13 protein-coding genes are annotated in these 17,287 nt (G+C 65.0%); 11 read left to right on the top strand and 2 right to left on the bottom strand.

All coding sequences use genetic code 11. The features are described 5' to 3' along the window. Nucleotides 1-71: 71 nt before the first annotated feature. The 10 genes from alaS (at nucleotide 72) to A9Z00_RS05905 (ending at nucleotide 12,204) form a co-directional block, all read left to right on the top strand. Nucleotides 72-2,702: an alanine--tRNA ligase gene (alaS, locus tag A9Z00_RS05950; RefSeq protein ID WP_296975245.1), complete on the top strand. Its 2,631-nt coding sequence runs from the start codon at nucleotides 72-74 to the stop codon at nucleotides 2,700-2,702. Nucleotides 2,703-2,747: 45 nt separating this feature from the next. Continuing rightward, a complete protein-coding gene (locus A9Z00_RS05945; RefSeq protein WP_296975244.1) occupies nucleotides 2,748-3,032 on the top strand; it encodes an IreB family regulatory phosphoprotein in 285 nt (94 codons plus the stop codon). Between the two features lie 16 nt (nucleotides 3,033-3,048). Then, nucleotides 3,049-3,465: a Holliday junction resolvase RuvX gene (ruvX, locus tag A9Z00_RS05940; RefSeq protein WP_296975243.1), complete on the top strand. Its 417-nt coding sequence runs from the start codon at nucleotides 3,049-3,051 to the stop codon at nucleotides 3,463-3,465. Between the two features lie 7 nt (nucleotides 3,466-3,472). Then, nucleotides 3,473-3,778, top strand: coding sequence for a DUF1292 domain-containing protein (locus A9Z00_RS05935; RefSeq protein ID WP_296975242.1), 306 nt, complete (start codon nucleotides 3,473-3,475; stop codon nucleotides 3,776-3,778). Then, nucleotides 3,775-4,089 (top strand): DUF1292 domain-containing protein, encoded by a 315-nt coding sequence (locus tag A9Z00_RS05930; protein ID WP_296975241.1) that lies wholly within the window; start codon nucleotides 3,775-3,777, stop codon nucleotides 4,087-4,089. Before A9Z00_RS05935 ends, A9Z00_RS05930 begins: the two co-directional genes overlap by 4 nt. A gap of 113 nt (nucleotides 4,090-4,202) precedes the next feature. Then, on the top strand, nucleotides 4,203-5,294 hold the full coding sequence (gene mltG / locus A9Z00_RS05925; RefSeq protein WP_296975240.1) for an endolytic transglycosylase MltG: 1,092 nt from the start codon (nucleotides 4,203-4,205) through the stop codon (nucleotides 5,292-5,294). Then, entirely contained in the window at nucleotides 5,291-6,418 is a 1,128-nt protein-coding gene (locus A9Z00_RS05920; RefSeq protein ID WP_296975239.1) for a peptidase U32 family protein, read from the top strand. The genes mltG and A9Z00_RS05920 overlap by 4 nt, the downstream gene beginning before the upstream one ends. 40 nt (nucleotides 6,419-6,458) lie before the next feature. Beyond that, entirely contained in the window at nucleotides 6,459-7,766 is a 1,308-nt protein-coding gene (locus A9Z00_RS05915; RefSeq protein WP_296975238.1) for a peptidase U32 family protein, read from the top strand. Between the two features lie 294 nt (nucleotides 7,767-8,060). Continuing rightward, nucleotides 8,061-10,229, top strand: a complete 2,169-nt coding sequence (locus A9Z00_RS05910) for a methyl-accepting chemotaxis protein (protein ID WP_296975237.1) — start codon at nucleotides 8,061-8,063, stop codon at nucleotides 10,227-10,229. 163 nt (nucleotides 10,230-10,392) lie between these two features. After that, nucleotides 10,393-12,204: a peptidoglycan D,D-transpeptidase FtsI family protein gene (locus tag A9Z00_RS05905; RefSeq protein ID WP_296975236.1), complete on the top strand. Its 1,812-nt coding sequence runs from the start codon at nucleotides 10,393-10,395 to the stop codon at nucleotides 12,202-12,204. Nucleotides 12,205-12,234: 30 nt separating this feature from the next. Here the strand turns inward: A9Z00_RS05905 and A9Z00_RS05900 are convergent, their stop codons facing one another. Continuing rightward, nucleotides 12,235-13,377, bottom strand: a complete 1,143-nt coding sequence (locus A9Z00_RS05900) for an AI-2E family transporter (RefSeq protein WP_296975235.1) — start codon at nucleotides 13,375-13,377, stop codon at nucleotides 12,235-12,237. 174 nt (nucleotides 13,378-13,551) lie between these two features. Between A9Z00_RS05900 and A9Z00_RS05895 the strand changes: the two genes are divergently transcribed. Beyond that, the gene (locus A9Z00_RS05895; RefSeq protein WP_296975234.1) at nucleotides 13,552-14,964 is read left to right on the top strand and encodes a polysaccharide deacetylase family protein; all 1,413 of its coding nucleotides are present in this window, start codon (nucleotides 13,552-13,554) and stop codon (nucleotides 14,962-14,964) included. A 224-nt stretch (nucleotides 14,965-15,188) separates the two neighbouring features. Here the strand turns inward: A9Z00_RS05895 and ilvD are convergent, their stop codons facing one another. Then, the gene (gene ilvD / locus A9Z00_RS05890; protein WP_296975449.1) at nucleotides 15,189-16,859 is read right to left on the bottom strand and encodes a dihydroxy-acid dehydratase; all 1,671 of its coding nucleotides are present in this window, start codon (nucleotides 16,857-16,859) and stop codon (nucleotides 15,189-15,191) included. Nucleotides 16,860-17,287 lie beyond the last annotated feature (428 nt).

Raw genomic sequence — 17,287 nt, 5'->3', positions numbered from 1 at the left:
TCGTCCCTGCTTGATGCAAGGACGTTTTTTATTATCTTGAGAAACCGCGATACGGAGGAAGAGCGACTGTCATGAAATCCAGTGAAATCCGTTCCAAGTGGCTCGCATTCTTCGCGGGCAAGGGCCACAAGATCGAGCCGAGCGCGTCGCTCGTGCCGCACAACGATCCTTCCCTGCTCTGGATCAACGCGGGCATGGCGCCGCTCAAGCCGTATTTCGACGGCCGCGTGAAACCGGACAACCCGCGCATCGCCAACGTGCAGAAATGCATCCGCACGAACGATATCGAGAACGTGGGCAAGACGCGCCGGCATCATACGTTCTTCGAGATGCTGGGCAACTTCTCGATCGGCGATTACTTCAAGGAAGAAGCGATCACTTGGGCGTGGGAATTCCTGACGAGCCCCGAGTGGATCGGTTTCGATCCGGACAAGCTGTCGGTCACCGTCCATCCGGAGGATACGGAAGCGTTCGAAATCTGGAACAAGAAGATCGGCATACCGGAAGCGCGCATCTACAAGACGGAGGACAACTTCTGGGACATCGGCGAGGGGCCGTGCGGTCCGTGCACGGAAATTTTCTACGACCGCGGGGAAAAATACGGGGATCTCTCCGACCCCGAATGCCGGCCCGGCGGCGAGAACGAGCGGTTCCTGGAAGTCTGGAACCTCGTGTTCTCGCAATATAACCACAATCCGGACGGCACCTACACGCCGCTGCCGAGCAAGAACATCGACACCGGCGCGGGGCTGGAGCGGTTCGCGGCGATCCTGCAGGACGTCGACTCCAACTTCGACACCGACCTGTTCCGGCCGATCATCGACCGGACGTGCGAGATCGCCGGCGTCCGTTACAAGGAGCGGGAGGAGACGGACATCGCGCTGAAGGTGATCGCCGACCACATCCGGACAGTCGTCTTCTCGGTCGGCGACGGCGTCCTGCCGGCGAACGAGGGGCGGGGCTACGTCATCCGCCGCCTGCTCCGGCGCGCCGTCCGCTACGGCCGGAAGCTCGGCATCGGCCGGCCGTTCCTGTATGAGCTGACGGCCGTCGTCGGCGACATCATGGGCTCGCACTATCCCGAGATCGTCGAGAAGCGCGCGTTCATCGAGCGCGTCATCCGGACCGAGGAGGAGCGGTTCCACGAGACGCTGGAAAGCGGCCTCGCGAAGCTCGCCGAGATCGCCGAGGAGGCGCGGGCCCAAAACGGCGTCATTTCGGGTGAAGACGCGTTCCGCCTGTACGACACGTTCGGCTTCCCGCTCGACCTGACGGAGGATTACGCGCGCGAAAACGGCCTCACCGTCGACCGCGAAGGTTTCGAGGAGGCGATGGAGCGGCAGCGGGAGCGGGCACGCGCCGCGCGCCAGGAGACCGGCGGCATGCAGGTGCAGGGCGGTCCGCTGGACGACTACGCCGAGCCGAGCGAGTTCGTCGGCTATGACCGGTTCGCCGTGCAGGCGAAGGTGGCTGCGATCGTGGCGGACGGACAGCTCGTCGACATGATCGGCGAAGGCCGCGAGTGCCTCGTCATCCTCGACCGGACGCCGTTCTACGCGGAAAGCGGCGGCCAGGTAAGCGACCGCGGCGAGATCACGGGCCGCGACGTCCGCGCCGTCGTGCAGGACGTGTCCAAGGCGCCGCACGGCCAGCACGTCCATCACGTGAAGGTGGAGAGCGGCGTGCTGCGCGTCGGCGACGTCGTCGAGGCGGCCGTCGCGAAGGCCGAACGCGAGGATATCATGAAGAACCATACGGCGACGCACCTCCTGCACAAGGCGCTGAAGGAAGTGCTGGGCGGGCACGCGAACCAGGCGGGCTCGCTCGTCGAGGCGGAGCGGCTCCGGTTCGACTTCACCCATTTCGGCGCGGTCACGCAGGAGGAACTGGACGAGATCGAGCGGCGCGTCAACGAGCAAATCTGGCTCGGCACGGACGTCGAAACCTCGTACCATGCGCTGGCCGAGGCGAAGGCGATGGGTGCGACGGCGCTCTTCGGCGAGAAATACGGCGAAATCGTGCGCGTCGTGAAAATCGGAGACTACAGCCTCGAGCTGTGCGGCGGCACCCACGTGCGGAACACCACCCGGATCGGCCTGTTCAAGATCGTCTCGGAGAGCGGCATCGGCTCGGGCGTCCGCCGGATCGAAGCCGTGACGGGGCGGCGGGCGTACGAATACCTGGACGGACAGCTCGCGCTGCTGCGCGAGGCGGCCGGGCAGCTTAAGTCGAACGTGCAGGACGTGCCGAAGCGGATCGAAGGGCTGCAGGCGCAGATCCGCGAGCTGAACCGCGAGATCGAGTCGCTCCGGGCGAAGCTGGGCCGGATCGAGGCCGAATCGCTCGCGGACCGGGTGCGCCTGATCAACGGCGTGAAATTCGTCGCGGCCCGGGTGAACGTCGGAAGCATGGACGCGCTGCGCGGCATCGCCGACGAGCTGAAGGCGAAGCTCGGTTCCGGCGTTGTCGTGCTCGGCGCGGAGCAGGACGGCAAGGTCAACTTCGTTACCTCCGTCTCGCAGGATCTCGTCAACCGGGGCTTCCACGCCGGCAAGCTGATCAAGGAAGTGGCCGCGGTCTGCGGCGGCGGCGGAGGCGGGCGTCCGGACATGGCGCAGGCCGGCGGCAAGGACCCGTCGAAGCTCGCCGAGGCGCTGAAGCGGGCCGAGGAACTGGTGATGGCGCAAGCAAATGTGATATGATGGAAGCATGAATCTGGTCCAACCCGACACGGGAGGTGCCGGCCGATGAGTTCATCCATGGACAAGACGATGAAGTTCAACGTCAAGGCGGAAGAGGTCGAGACAAGCGCGGAGGAAATTTTGCTGGCGGTGTACGATGCGCTGGTCGAGAAGGAGTACAATCCGATCAACCAGATCGTGGGGTATCTTCTCTCCGGCGATCCGGCGTACATTCCCCGCCACAACAACGCGCGCAGCCTCATCCGCAAGAAGGAACGGGACGAATTGATCGAGGAGCTTGTCCGTTATTATCTGAGCCGGCGCAGGCCAATCCCTGCCCGAGGCGAATGAAGGGGCAATCGGCGAATTGCGGATCATGGCACTGGACCTGGGCGACCGGAGGATCGGCGTAGCCGTCAGCGACGAGTTGGGCTGGACGGCGCAGGGAGTCGGCGTCATCACGAGACACAGGGACGGCCGGGAGCTGGAGGAGATCGAACGGATCGTCCGCGAACGGGAGGTCGGGGAAATCGTCGTCGGCCTGCCGCGCAACATGGACGGATCGATCGGCCCGCGTGGGGAAATCTGCATCGCATTCGCGGAAATGCTGCGCGGAAGACTACAATTGCCCGTCCACCTGTGGGACGAGCGGCTGACGACGGCCGCGGCCGAGCGGACGCTGCTGGAGGCGGATGTCAGCCGCAGAAAGCGAAGGCAGGTTGTGGACAAACTGGCGGCGACGCTGATTTTGCAGCATTATCTTGATTCCAAAGCGGGCAGGTGAGACGACGATGGCCGATGACCACAAGGTGGCCGACGAACCGGAAATCATCTACATTCCGGACGAGGACGGCAACGAGGAAGAGTTCGAAGTCATCATGAAGTTCGAGCTTGACGACTCCGACCGGAAGTACATGATGCTCGTGCCGGTCGACGCGCCGGAGGGCGAGGAAGAGGAAGTATACGCGTTCCGGTACGAGGAAGACGGGGACGACCTGAAACTGTACACGATCGAAGACGAAGAAGAATGGAACATGGTCGAGGAGACGTTCAACACGCTCCTCGCCGAGCTGGACGAAGGCGTGTCGGAATCATGAAGCGGATCGAGAGACTCAGGCGGCTGGAGCAGGCGTACGGCCGGGAGATCGACCTGGTCGACGAAGGCGGCGGGGCGGAGACGTTCCGGCTGCTCGCCGAATACCGGCTTGACGGACGGGTGTACGCCGCAATGCAGACGCCCGAGATGCGCCGGGATGACGAAATCGCCTTCTTCCGGGTGAAGGAGCGGGAAGACGGCGAGTTCGAACTCGAGGATATCGAAGACGAGGATGAATGGGAGACGGCCGCGGAAGGGTATGACGAGCTTGTGTTCGAGGAAAGCGCGGAGGACCGCGGCATTTCCGAATAATGGACTGCGAGGGACGGGGCATCTCGTCCCTTGATGCTGTTAACGGGAGGAACAGGTCACTCATGTCGGAGCATATGCGGGACGGACAGACCGGCGCGGAAGGGCATGTTCGAATGAAGCCGATTCCGAAAGGAAGAATCCAAATGTGGGTCGTCCTGTCGCTGCTGCTGTTCATGGCGGCGGCGGCGGGCGGCGTCCTGCTCTACATCTGGAACGGCCTGAGGCCGGCTCCTCCGGGAGAGCCGGTGAAAATCGAGATCCCGAAGGGCATTTCCGCCAACCGGACGGCCGACCTGCTCGAACAGCACGGAATCATCCGCAACGCGTTCCTGTTCAAGTACTATCTGCTGTACAAGAAGGAAGGCGGCCAATTCCAGGCCGGGCTGTACGAGATGAGGCCCGGCATGACGAACGACGAGATCATCGCGATGTTGAACGAGGGGCGGACGGTCAAACCGCCGACGTTCCGATTTACGATTCCGGAAGGCTACACGCTCGAGCGCATCGCGGACAAGCTCGCGGCCGAAGGGCTGGTTGACAGGGCGAAATTCCTCGAGCTGGCCGATTCCGCCGAGGCGCGGAAGTGGTCGTCCGCGGCCGCGTCCATCCCGGACGACGAGCGGCTCATCCACCCGCTGGAGGGCTATCTGTTCCCCGATACCTACGAGATGGAGACGGGGAGCACGGAAGCCGACATCCTGAAGCGGATGATGGCCGAGCTCGACCGGAAGCTGGATCAGCTCCCGGAAGGCTGGCAGGAAATGCTGGAAGAGCGGAACATGACGCTGCATGATCTTCTGACCGTCGCGTCGCTGATCGAGCGGGAGGTCGCCGTTGAAGAAGAGCGGCCGATCGTCGCGAGCGTCATTTACAACCGGCTGGCCAGAGGCATGCCGCTGCAGGTCGACGCCACCGTGCAGTACGCGCTCGGCGAGACGAAGGATCGCCTGCTCGATGAGGATCTCGGGATCGACAGCCCGTACAATACGTACAAGATTCCCGCCCTGCCGCCGGGACCGATCGCGAGCCCGAGCCTCGCTTCGATCCTTGCGGCGCTCGAGCCGGAGGAGACGGATTATCTCTACTACGTGCTGATGAGGGACGGGTCGCGGACCCACCTGTTCGCGAAGACGATGGAGGAACATCAGCGGAACATCCGCAGGAGCGAGCAGGCCGCCGCGGCCCGGGAGGCGGAAGGCGGATGACCGCGGATTGGAAGCCGGATGCGGACGGATGCAAGCCGGCGACGCCGCTGGTGACGGAGAGTCCAGGACCGGAGCTTTCGTCGAAGGCGGGCGGCGAGCCGGAGGCGGCGGACCGCGGGCAGGATACGCCGGCGGAGAAGGGCCGGAGGCCCGAGCTGCTCGCGACGGCCTCAACCCTTGACGAACTGAAGCGTCTGGCGGAAGCGGGCGCGGACGCCCTGCTTGTCGGCGGACCGCCGTACGCCGCCCGGGCCGCGGGCCCCTTCGATCCCGGCATGATCCGCGCCGCGGCGCGGTTCCTCAAACCGCGGGGCAAGCGGCTCTACGTGCTCGTGAACCATCTCCTGGACAACGCGGCGGTCGAGGCGCTGCCCGCATACATCCGCATGCTCGCGGAGGCGGGCGCGGATGCGGTCGAGTGCGGCGATCCGGCCGTTCTGGTGACGGTGCGCGAAATGGCGCCGAACCTCAGGATTCACTGGAACGCCGAGATGACGGCGACGAACGCCCTGGCTGCGGAGTTCTGGGGGAAGCGGGGAGCTTCGCGCGCCGTGCTGGCCCGGGAGCTGAACGGCGACGAGATCCGCGCCTTCCGGGCGAAGACGACGCTGGAAGTGCAGGTGCAGGTGCACGGGATGACGTGCATCTACCACTCGAAGCGGCGGCTCGTGGAGAGCTACCTGGAGCATGCGGCCCGGACCGGCCGGACGTACGAACTGCGCGGACCGGAAGGGACGGATTCCGGATGCGGAGGCGGGCCGGCGGGAAGGGCCGGCCTCGACCGTGGTCTCCGTCTGATCGAGACGGAGCGGCCCGACATCCGGCTGCCGATTTTCGAGGACGAGGCGGGCACGCACATCATGAGTCCGGACGACATCTGTCTGCTCGAAGTCGTGCACGAGCTGCTCGAAATCGGCGTAGATTCGCTCAAAATCGAAGGACTGCTGAAAACGCCCGCATACAACGAGGCGGCCGTGCGGGCGTACCGCGCGGCGATCGACGAATGGCTGCGCGATCCGGCCGGCTACCGGTTCCGCGAGGAATGGCTCGAGCCGATCCGGGCGTTGCAGGATCCCCGCCGCGAATTGACGTTCGGCTTCTATTTCAAGGAACAGGTGTACTGAAGGATTGTGCCCGAATTCATGACGCAAGGAGGCGGCGAGGATGGACGCAACGACGATGGCGGCTGCCGGGGAAGGGCAGGACCTGCGGGAGGATCCGCTCGCGGAAGGCCGCAAATCTTCGCCGGCGGCGAGCGTCCGGAAGCCGGAGCTCCTGGCGCCGGCCGGCAGCCTCGAGAAGCTGAAGTTCGCCGTCCATTACGGCGCGGACGCGGTCTACCTCGGCGGGCAGAAATACGGACTGCGCTCGAACGCCGACAACTTCACGCTCGAAGAAATGAAGGAAGGCGTCGAATTCGCGCGGAAATACGGCGCCAGGGTGTACTGCGCGGTCAACATCTACGCGCACGATGAGGATTTGGACGGGCTGGAGGACTATCTGGCCGCGCTGGAGGAAGCGGGCATCGCCGCGATCATCGCCGCCGATCCGGTCGTCATCGAGACCGCGCGGCGCGCCGCGCCCGGCCTCGAAGTGCATCTCAGCACGCAGCAGTCGGCGTTGAACTGGCGCACCGTCCAGTTCTGGAAGGACGAGGGATTGCCGCGCGTCGTGCTGGCCCGGGAGGCGAGCCTGGCCGAGATTGTCGAGATCAAACGGCGCGTCGACATCGAGCTGGAGGTGTTCGTCCACGGCGCGATGTGCTCGTCGTACAGCGGCCGGTGCGTGCTGTCGAATCATTTTACCGACCGGGATTCGAACAGGGGCGGCTGCTGCCAGTCCTGCCGCTGGCAGTATGACCTGGTGTTCGGGGATGATGCGCCCGCGGTTTCCGGAACGGGCGACCGGTTCACGATGGGTTCCAAGGATCTGTGCATGATCGGCCATTTGCCGGAGCTCATCGAGGCCGGCATCGACAGTTTCAAAATCGAGGGGCGGATGAAGACGCTCCATTATGTGGCGACGGTCACGAACGTCTACCGACAGGCCATCGATGCCTACCTGGCCGATCCCTCGGGCTACCGTCTGAAGCCGGAATGGCTGGAGGAAATTTGCAAGGCGGCGAACCGGCCGCTGACGACGGGGTTCTTCTTCGGCGAGCCGGGCGCGGGCGATCACATCTACGGTCCCGAGCCGAAGGGAGCGCCGTTCGACTTCGCGGGCGTCGTTCTGGACTACGACGAACGGACGGGAACGGCGCTCGTCGAACAGCGCAGCCCGTTCCGCAAGGGACAGGAAATCGAATTTTTCGGGCCGGGCGGACGGCTGTTCCGCCAGACGCTCGCCGTCCTCGAGGACGAATCCGGCGCGCCGCTCGACGCGGCCCGCCATCCGTTGCAGCGCGTGCGTATCCGCACGGAGCGGCCGGTCAGGGCGATGGATCTGATGCGGAAGCGGACCGGAAGCGCATGAACGGAGCGGATGTCATGGAGGGGGCCGGGAAGGAAGAACCGGATTTTTGTGTTTCCGGGACTAACGAACCCGGCCCCCTCGTCCGATATACATACTTGGGCAGGATTTCGAGCGCATCGACCTCCCGGAGAAGTCAGGCGTCACGGCGGAAATGTTTGGAACGGCGCGGGTGAGGAAGGCGAGACGGTCCGTGCCGCGCAGCGGACCATTATTTTTTTACATAGTTTGCAAGCGTTTAATAGAAAAGACAAAAAATCGGATTTTCCAACAGTAATGGCATAGGTGGTGGACATCATGAAGTTGACATGGAAACCGGGTAAAAAGAACGACGCCGCGCCCGCTTCTCCGGACGACAGCCGCAACGCGGCCGACCGGGTCGCCGGGGTCGTATCGAAAATCGGGTCCGGTCTGACACGGGTGCGCCTGAACCGTTCCGTCGGCCTGAAGCTGTTCGCCATCATTTTCATCAGCATCGTGGTATGCGTCTACGCGGTCGGATGGTTCTCCTACGAGACGGCGAAGGACGTCATCGAGCGCAAGGTGAGCGACACGGCGAAGACGGCGATCGCGCAGACGGCCGGCAAGCTGGACCTCCTGTTCGGCAATCTGGAAAATCTGGCCATGACCGTCATGCTGGATCAGACCATCCAGGTCAACTCCCGGCAGCTTGCCTACGTGGCGGATTTGTCCGACTTCGAGCGTTTCCAATACATACAGGGAATCGAGTCGAGCTTCAACAACTTCCTGTTCGGCAACAGCAAGCAGGTTGTCAGCGGCACCCTGCTGCCGCTCAAGGAGGGTCTCGCCTCCATCAGGGGCGGAGCCGACACGCTTGACGCCGAAGCGGCGGCGCAGACCGAATGGTACCAGCAGGCCCTCGAGCGGGATCCGGCCGGGTACTGGATCCCGACGATGAAAAACGGCATTACCGGCAACAGCAAACGGGCGACCTTCGGTTACGCGAAGGTGATCCGGTCCACTTCGACCAATGATCCGCTGTACATACTGGTGCTCGAGTTCGACTACAACGTGATCATGGATCAGATCGCGGGCATCTCGCTTGGCGAGGGAAGCCAGGTCCGGATCGTCGGACCGGACGGAACGGTCCTGTTCGGTCCCGACGCGGAGATCGGGCAGCCTCTCGGCCTGACGTTCGAGGAAACCGGTCAGGCGGAGGCGATCGTAACCGAACTTGGCGGCGAGACGGTGCTTACGCCCTACCGGACGCTCACGACCGGTTGGACGCTGGCCGGCACGCTGCCGGTGGGTGAGCTGGTCAGGGACGCCGGCGTGATCCGGAGCGTCATGTTCATCACGCTCGGTTTCGCGGCTCTGCTCGCCGCGGGCATCGGCCTGCTCGTCATCTGGATGATCGCAATGCCGCTTGCGAAGCTGCGCAACCTGATGAACGAAGGCGAGAAGGGCAATCTGACCGTCCGCTCGAACATCCGGAAGCGCGACGAGATCGGTCAGCTCGCGCTCAGCTTCAACCAGATGATGGAGCAGATCACGGCGCTCGTGAACCGGACGAACGAATCGGCCGCGCAGGTGCTGCGGACGGCGGAGAATCTGACGGAGGCGTCGCGCAAGACGGCGGGCTCCGCGAAGGAGATCGCCATCGCCACCGAGGAGATCGCGAAGGGCGCCACGAGCCTCGCGGTCGAGGCGGAACGGGGCAGCGAAATCGCGGAGCAGCTCAGCGTGAAGATGCACGAGGTGAACGAGGCGCGCGACCGGATGGCCGCGACGGCCGCCGAGGTCGAGCGGGCAAGCGAGCAGGGCACGCACTACATGGCTTCCCTGATCGAGAAGACCGGCATGACCGAGGAAATGACGCGCAACATGGTCGAGAGGGTCGACCGGCTGAAGGAGAGCACGCGGTCGATCCGGCAAATCCTCGACGTGCTCAACAACATCACGAGGCAGACGAACATCCTGTCGCTCAACGCGACGATCGAAGCGGCCCGGGCCGGCGCCGCGGGCAAGGGCTTCATGGTCGTCGCGGACGAGATTCGCAAGCTGGCGGACCAGTCCCGCGAATCGATCGACGTCGTCGCCTCGATCACGGAATCGATCCAGAACGAAATCGAGGATACGGTCAACGTGCTGGGCGAAGCGTATCCGATCTTCCAGGAGCAGATCGAGGCGGTCAAGGAAGCGAACCAGATTTTCCTGTCCGTCCAGGCGCAGATGAACGCGTTCACGACGCAGCTGGAGACGGTGAACGAATCGGTCGCCCAGCTCGGCCAGACGCAGAACGTACTCGCAACGGCCATGAGCAACGTCAGCGCGGTGGCGGAGGAATCGTCGGCGACGAGCGAGGAAGTGGCCTCGCTCAGCAACGAGCAGCTCAATGTCAGCGAGCACCTCGTCGAACTGTCGAACGAGCTCGAGAAAGTGTCCAATCATCTGAAGGAGACGCTGTCCCATTTCCGGACGGACAACCGGACGCAGGACGAATAGGAGGCGGATCATGCGGCTCCGCGCGCGGGCGCGGGGCCGCTTTTTGTTTCGTCGGCAAGCGGCGGCCGATCGGCGTGGGACGACCCCCGGGCATAGGGCGCGGGGCGCCGGGCTACACTGGCTGGTGAAAGGAAGGATGGCCCAATCGGGGAAGGTGCGGAGCATGGAAGATCGGACCGGAAGCAGGATTTTTCGGATCGGCGTGCTGGGCGTCGCGGTCAGCATCGCGGCCGCCGTCTGCATCGCAAGGCTTGCGTGGCTGCAGGCGCTGCCCGGCGTGCTGCCCGCTGCGGCGGATTGGGCCGGACGGGCCGTCGCCGGCCGTTTCGACCGGCTGGTCGTCGATACGGGACGCGGCCGCATCGTCGACCGGAACGGCCTGTCGCTGGTCGGCCTTCCGTATCCCGCCCTGGCGGCGTTTCCGGTGCGCGGACCGCGCGGAAGCGACGCGCAGTACAGGAAGCTGGCGGAGACGGTCGGCATGCCGCCGGACGAACTGCGCGGCTGGCTGGACGGGCTCGAGGAGCCGGCGTTTCTGCGGGACCGGGAAGGCCGCGCCCCGCTGCGGCTCGGCTCGCGGGAGGCCGGCGAGGCCGAGGCGGCCGGGCTCGCCGGCGTCCACGTGTTGACCTGGACGCCCCGGGATTCGTCCGTCCTGGGCGCGCAGCATGTCGTGGGCTTCCTCAGCCGGGATCCCGGCCTCCTGGCCGAACTGTACGCGGAGGAGGCGGCGAGGGGCGAAGTGCCGCTTGACACGCAGATCGGCGCCATGGGGCTCGAGCGTTCGCTGGAGAAGCTCCTGCGCGGGCCGGGTCCGGTCGTCGTCCAGCGCAGGAGAAGCGCGGGCGGCGAGCCGGTCGGAGACGGGCTCCGCATCGCGGGGAAGGCGGGCGGGTACCATCCGCTGACCGTGCGGACGACGCTGGACGGTCTGCTCCAACGGAAACTGTCCTCGCTCGCGGACCGGGCCGGACTGGAAGAGGGGGCGATCGTCGTGCTGGATGCGGCGACCGGTGACCTCCTGGCGATGGTCTCGCGGCCGGCGTACGATCCGCTGCGGCTCGCGCCGGATCTCGCCGGCACGGAGAACCATGCGCTACGCGCCGTGCCGCCGGGATCGATCTTCAAGATCGTCACGCTGGCGGCGGCGCTCGACGCCGGCGTCGTCCATCCCCGGGAGCGGTTCCGGTGCGACGGCGAATACGGGCGCTACGGCCTTTCCTGTTGGAAGGAGGGCGGCCACGGCGAGCTGACGCCGGAGGAGGCGTTCGCGCAGTCATGCAACGTCGCGTTCGCGGCAATGGCGGAGCGGCTGACGCCGGAGCAGCTCGCGGCGGCGGCCGACCGGCTCGGCTTCGGCCGGCCGCTTATCCGCCCGGTCCGCCGGCCGGGCGCCGGCGGCGACATCCGGCCGCTGCCCGAGGAGGAGAGCGGCTGCATCTTCGCCGGCCGGCCGGACGCGGGAGACGGCGGTCTCCTTGCCCAGACCGCCATCGGCCAGCGCGACGCGGCCGCCACGCCGCTGCAGGCGGCCGCCGCCGTCGCCGCGCTGGTGAACGGCGGCCGGGTGCCGGCGCCCCGCATCGTGGCGGAGATCCGCTACGCCGACGGCAGCCGGATGGCCGCATTCGCGCCGGCCGAGTCGCCGTCCCGGTTCGGCCGGATCTCGTCGCGCACGGCCGCTTTCCTGATGCGCGGCATGGAGGCGGTTGTGCGGGAGGGCACGGGGCGCGCCCTGCGGGACGCCGCATGGCCGCTCGCGGGCAAGAGCGGCACGGCCCAGGCGGTGAAGGACGGCCGTCCGGTGAACCACCAATGGTTCGCGGGATACGGTCCGGTCGGCAAGCCCCGTTACACCGCGGCCGTCGTGGCGCTCAACCGTCCGGCGGGCAGCCCGCATCTCGCCGCCGAGCTGTTCCGGCAAGTGATGGATTGCCTCGCGGCGCATGAAGCAAGCTCCGCCTCCGTACGCTAACGGAGCGGAGCTTTTTCGTTGCGACCGGCGTCAGACCGCGGGGTTCGGCCCCGCGGAAGAGCCGCCGTCCCCCTGCGGCCCGCCCGGCGGGTCATCGTAATCGAGGGGCGGCCGGATCCAGCGGCGCAGGTAGCCCTGCGCGTGCAGTTGCTTGATCAGGATGACGATCACCGGCGACAGGATGACGCCGGCCACGCCGAAGAGCGACAGCGACACCAGCATGCAGACGAGCATCGTATAGGCGGAGACGCCGAGCGTGCCGCCCGTGATCTTCGGCTCGAGAATCTGACGCGCGAGCAGCACGACGCCCAGGATGACGGTCAGCCAGATCGCGAGCTTCGTCTGTCCGACGATGAACAGATAGATGATCCACGGCGCGAACACGGTCGTGACGCCGAGCAGCGGCAGGATGTCCGCGACGGCCGACAGCGCCGCGATCATGAAGGCGTTGTTCACGCCGAGCAGGAGCAGCGCCGACAGGATGATCACGAAGGTGATCGAGACGAGGATGAGCTGCGCCTTCAGATATCCGACGATGCCGGCGAGCACGTTGTCCTTCAGGAAGTAGAACGCCTTTTTGAAGGTGTTGGGGGTTTTCTCCCGGGCGATCTTCTTCCACATGTCGATCTCGATGCTCAGGAAGTACGCGAGGATGATGCCGATGCCGAAGTTGAACATGAAGGTGCTGAAGGACGAGAGCACGTTCACGAGTCCGAGCAGAACCTGGGTGACAACCCTCTGTCCCCAGCCCGTAATCGAGTCGATGACGCTCTGCGACTGCTGCACGACGCTGTCGGGCAGAAGCTCGATCCGGCTCTGGAGCCAGGCGATCCAGTAGGTCGCCTCTTGCGTGAAGATCGACTGGTAGGAAGGCAGCCGGTCGACAAACTCCATGATCTCGTAGGTGATCAGGACTCCCGCGCCGATGAACACGCCGAGGATGACCAGCGTGAAGAAGAGGATGCTGATCGCCGAGGCGATCGCCTTCTTGATGCCGATCCGGTGAAGCCGCTTCGCGAGCGGCTCGATGCAGGCGAAGATCAGCAGCGAGAAGAAGACCGGGGCGGCGATTTTGTACAGGAAGCTGAAAATGTACATGATGAGCCAGACGGTGAGCGCGATGAGCGCGATATCGAACGCCGTCCGCCAGTAGCGCTTGTAGAAAGCGAGCATATCGACTCTCCTTCGGAATGGTGATGGCTGGAAGCGCGGGACAACCTGATTTTACTATAGAATGGCGCGGACCGACTATTTTTTTGCGAGATATGATACAATCAAAATGAATTTCGACGCCGGCGAGAGCGATTCCGGCGCGGCGTCCGCTGGGAATGGTGGGGAAACGTACGCATGGAGAATATGCTGCTGTGGGTATTCTACTTTCTGACGTTCTACGCGTTTCTGCCGGGCTTCATCAGCCGGGCGTTCGGGTTCCGCGTGTTCAAGCGCGGGCGTACGCTGAGGGAGATCGCGCTGACGTTCGACGACGGGCCGGATCCGGTATACACGCCGCGCCTGCTCGATCTGCTGCGGAAATACGGGGCGAAGGCGACGTTCTTCGTCGTGGGCGCCCACGCCGAGCGGCACCCCGAACTGCTCCGGCGGATGGCGGAGGAAGGCCATACCATCGGCATCCATAATTATGTTCACAAAACGAATTGGCTCATGCGCCCCGGAACGGTAAAGCGGCAGATCGCCCGCACGAGCGAGATCATCGAGCGGGAAGCCGGCGTGAAGCCGATCTATTACCGGCCTCCGTGGGGCATCGTCAATCTGTTCGATTACGCGAATCTCGGCCATTTGCAGATCATTCTGTGGTCGGCGATGTTCGGCGACTGGCGGAAACGGGTCGGCGTCGAGCGGCTGACGGCACGGATGCTGAAGAAGCTGCGCCCGGGCGAAGTGCTGCTGCTGCATGACTGCGGCAGGACGTTCGGAGCGGACGAGGACGCGCCGGAAAACATGCTGCAGGCGCTGGAAGTGTATTTGCGGCGTGGCAGCGAGATGGGCTATCGATTCGTGACGATCGGGGAGATGATCGCCTTGACGGACCGGAACCGCGCGCGGGAGATGGCGGAGAAGGGGCCGGGCTTCATCCGGCGGACGGCGGCGGCCTGCTGGATGGTCTGGGAGCGGTGCTTCAACGCACTGTTCCGGATCGTCGATCCGGGAGACGATTCGCTGCTCCATTACCGCATCCGGCCGTACGCCGGTCCCGAGCTCAGGCTGGACGACGGCACCGTGATCCGGCCGAAGGACCGGATCGTCGAGCTGCATTTCGACAATGCGAAGCTGCGGCATTTGCTCGCGAACGCGCGCTCCGTCGTGAAGGTGGCGATCGCGCTGATCCGCGACGCGGAGCGGTCGCTGCCGACGCTGGCCCGGCATCTCGAGCGTTGCGCCGATCTGCGCGGCGTCAAGGCGCTCTACGGCGTCAGCCTCATTCACCGAGGTCCGGAGGCGTTCGGGTTCAGCGTGTTCGATCTGCCGCGGGGACCGTTCCGGTTTTTCACGACCCGGTACCTCCGCCTGCTGATCCGGGTGCTGAACCCGAACGGCAGGAAGCTGCTCCGGGACAAGGAGGCGCAGTTCCATCCGCGCATCATGGCGATGTCGCTGGACGGATTCCTGAGGCGGTACGGCAGCGCGGCGGACGAAGCGGAACGGAAAGCGTCCGGCAAGCTCGGGACCGCCGCGGGGGCGGTGCCGGCCGACGGCGCGGGAGCGCCCGTCCTGACGGGCGGGAATGCGCTGCCGCAATGATGCAAGCCATGATGCAATGAGTCGATGAAAGTACGTCATCCCGCAGTGCGGACGGGTCCGACCGCAGGCCGCACTCGGGAACGTGCAGCCGCAACAGGGCAAGCGAGTGCCCGCCGACAAGACGAGAAACGGGCTGTTCCGTCGGATCCCCGGGATCCTTCGGAACAGCCCGTTTGCTTGGGAAATGAAATGCCGTGTTGTCCGGTTCAGCCGTGTTGTCCGGTTCAGATCTTCAGGACCGCGCCCATGCTGGCGTTCGTGACGAGATGCGAGTAGCGCGCGAGATAGCCGCCCGAAATCTTCGGCTTGAAGCCGGGCCATTCTTTGCGCCGCTTTTCCATTTCCTCGTCGCTGATCAGCACGTTGATCCTGCGGTTGTTCAGATCGAGCTCGATGATGTCGCCGTCGCGGACGAACGCGATCGGACCGCCTTCCGCCGCCTCCGGCGAGACGTGGCCGATGCTAATGCCGCGGGACGCGCCGGAGAACCGGCCGTCCGTCACGAGCCCGACCTTCGCGCCGAGGCCCATGCCGACGATCTGCGACGTGGGCGCCAGCATCTCCGGCATGCCGGGCCCGCCCTTCGGCCCTTCGTAACGGATGATGACGACATGGCCTTCCTTCACCTTGCCGGACGCGATGCCCGCGAGCGCCTCGTCCTGCGAGTCGAAGCAGATGGCCGGGCCCTTGTGGTAGCCGCCGACCGACGGATCGACCGCGCCGACCTTGACGACCGCACCCTCCGGCGCCAGGTTGCCGAACAGGATCGCGAGGCCGCCGCGCTCGCTGTGCGGGTTGTCCAGCGGCCGGATGACGTCCTTGTTCTTGATCTCGCAGCCCTCGACGTTCTCGCGGAGCGTCTTGCCCGTGACGGTGAGGCATTCGCCGTGGATCGCGCCGGGCTTCTTCAGGAGCTCGTTCAGGATCGCCGACACGCCGCCGGCTTCATGCACGTCCTCGATATGATAGTCCGAAGCGGGCGCGATCTTCGCAAGGTGCGGCACGCGTTCCGCCACTTCGTTGATGCGGGAAATCGGATAGTCGATGCCCGCCTCGCGCGCGATCGCGAGCGTGTGCAGCACGGTGTTCGTCGAACCGCCCATCGCCATGTCGAGGGCGAACGCGTTGTCGATCGCTTCCTTCGTCACGATGTCCCGCGGCTTGATGTCGCGCTTGATGAGCTCCATGAGCTGGAATGCCGACCGTCTGACGAGCTCGCGGCGTTCCTCCGAAGTGGCGAGGATCGTGCCGTTGCCCGGCAGCGCGAGGCCGAGCGCTTCGGCGAGGCAGTTCATCGAGTTCGCGGTGAACATGCCGGAGCAGGATCCGCAGGACGGGCAGCCGTACAGCTCGAGCTCCCGCAGCCCCTTCTCGTCGATCTTGCCCGACTGGTAGGCGCCGACGCCTTCGAACACGCTCGAGAGCGAGATCGCGCGGCCGTCGGGGAGCCTGCCGGCCTTCATCGGACCGCCGCTGACGAAGATCGTCGGGATGTTGATGCGGAGTGCGGCCATCATCATGCCCGGCGTGATTTTGTCGCAGTTCGGAATGCAGATCATGCCGTCGAACCAGTGGGCGTTCACGACCGTCTCGACCGAATCGGCGATGAGCTCCCGGCTCGCGAGGGAGTAGCGCATGCCGATATGGCCCATCGCGATGCCGTCGTCGACGCCGATCGTGTTGAACTCGAACGGCACGCCGCCGGCTTCGCGGATCGCCTCCTTCACGAGCTTGCCGAATTCCTGGAGATGGACATGGCCCGGAATGATGTCGATGTACGAGTTGCAGACCGCGATGAACGGTTTGTCAAAGTCCTCTTCCCTGACGCCTGCGGCGCGCAGCAGGCTGCGGTGCGGGGCGCGGTCGAATCCGCGCTTGATCATGTCGGATCTCATTTTTCTCGCTGTGGTCGTGGTGGTCACCTGCGATTTCCCCTTTCCGATTCTGGTGACGTTCAGCGTTCCGTTCCGCGCATGTCCGAGCGAATGCCGGGACTATCTCAATTAGTGTAACATATCCATCAATGACTTGACTAGCAATCGGCGCGGGCGCATGTCATGGTTCCGTGGCCATGTCCTGGTGCCATTGTTCCGGGACATGTCACGGACGAGGGCAACCTGTCCCGCATCGCGTCGTGTCCGTGCCGGGGAACCGAATCGCGGCGGATCGCGGTCTGCGGTCCGCAAGTCAGAAGAAATCGGTCCGATTCGTCGGTGTCGCCGGAACGCGCGCTTCCGGCGCCTCGGCCGCCGCGTCGCCGGAACCGGACTTACCGCCCCGAAATACCGGTGAAATCCGTACGACCCGAACGCAGCATGCCCTT

This window comes from Thermobacillus sp. ZCTH02-B1, from assembly GCF_002159085.1.
In the GTDB taxonomy this organism is placed as follows: domain Bacteria; phylum Bacillota; class Bacilli; order Paenibacillales; family Paenibacillaceae; genus Thermobacillus.
Note: the sequence above shows the minus strand (reverse complement) of the source record. Positions and strands in the feature narration are given on the sequence as shown.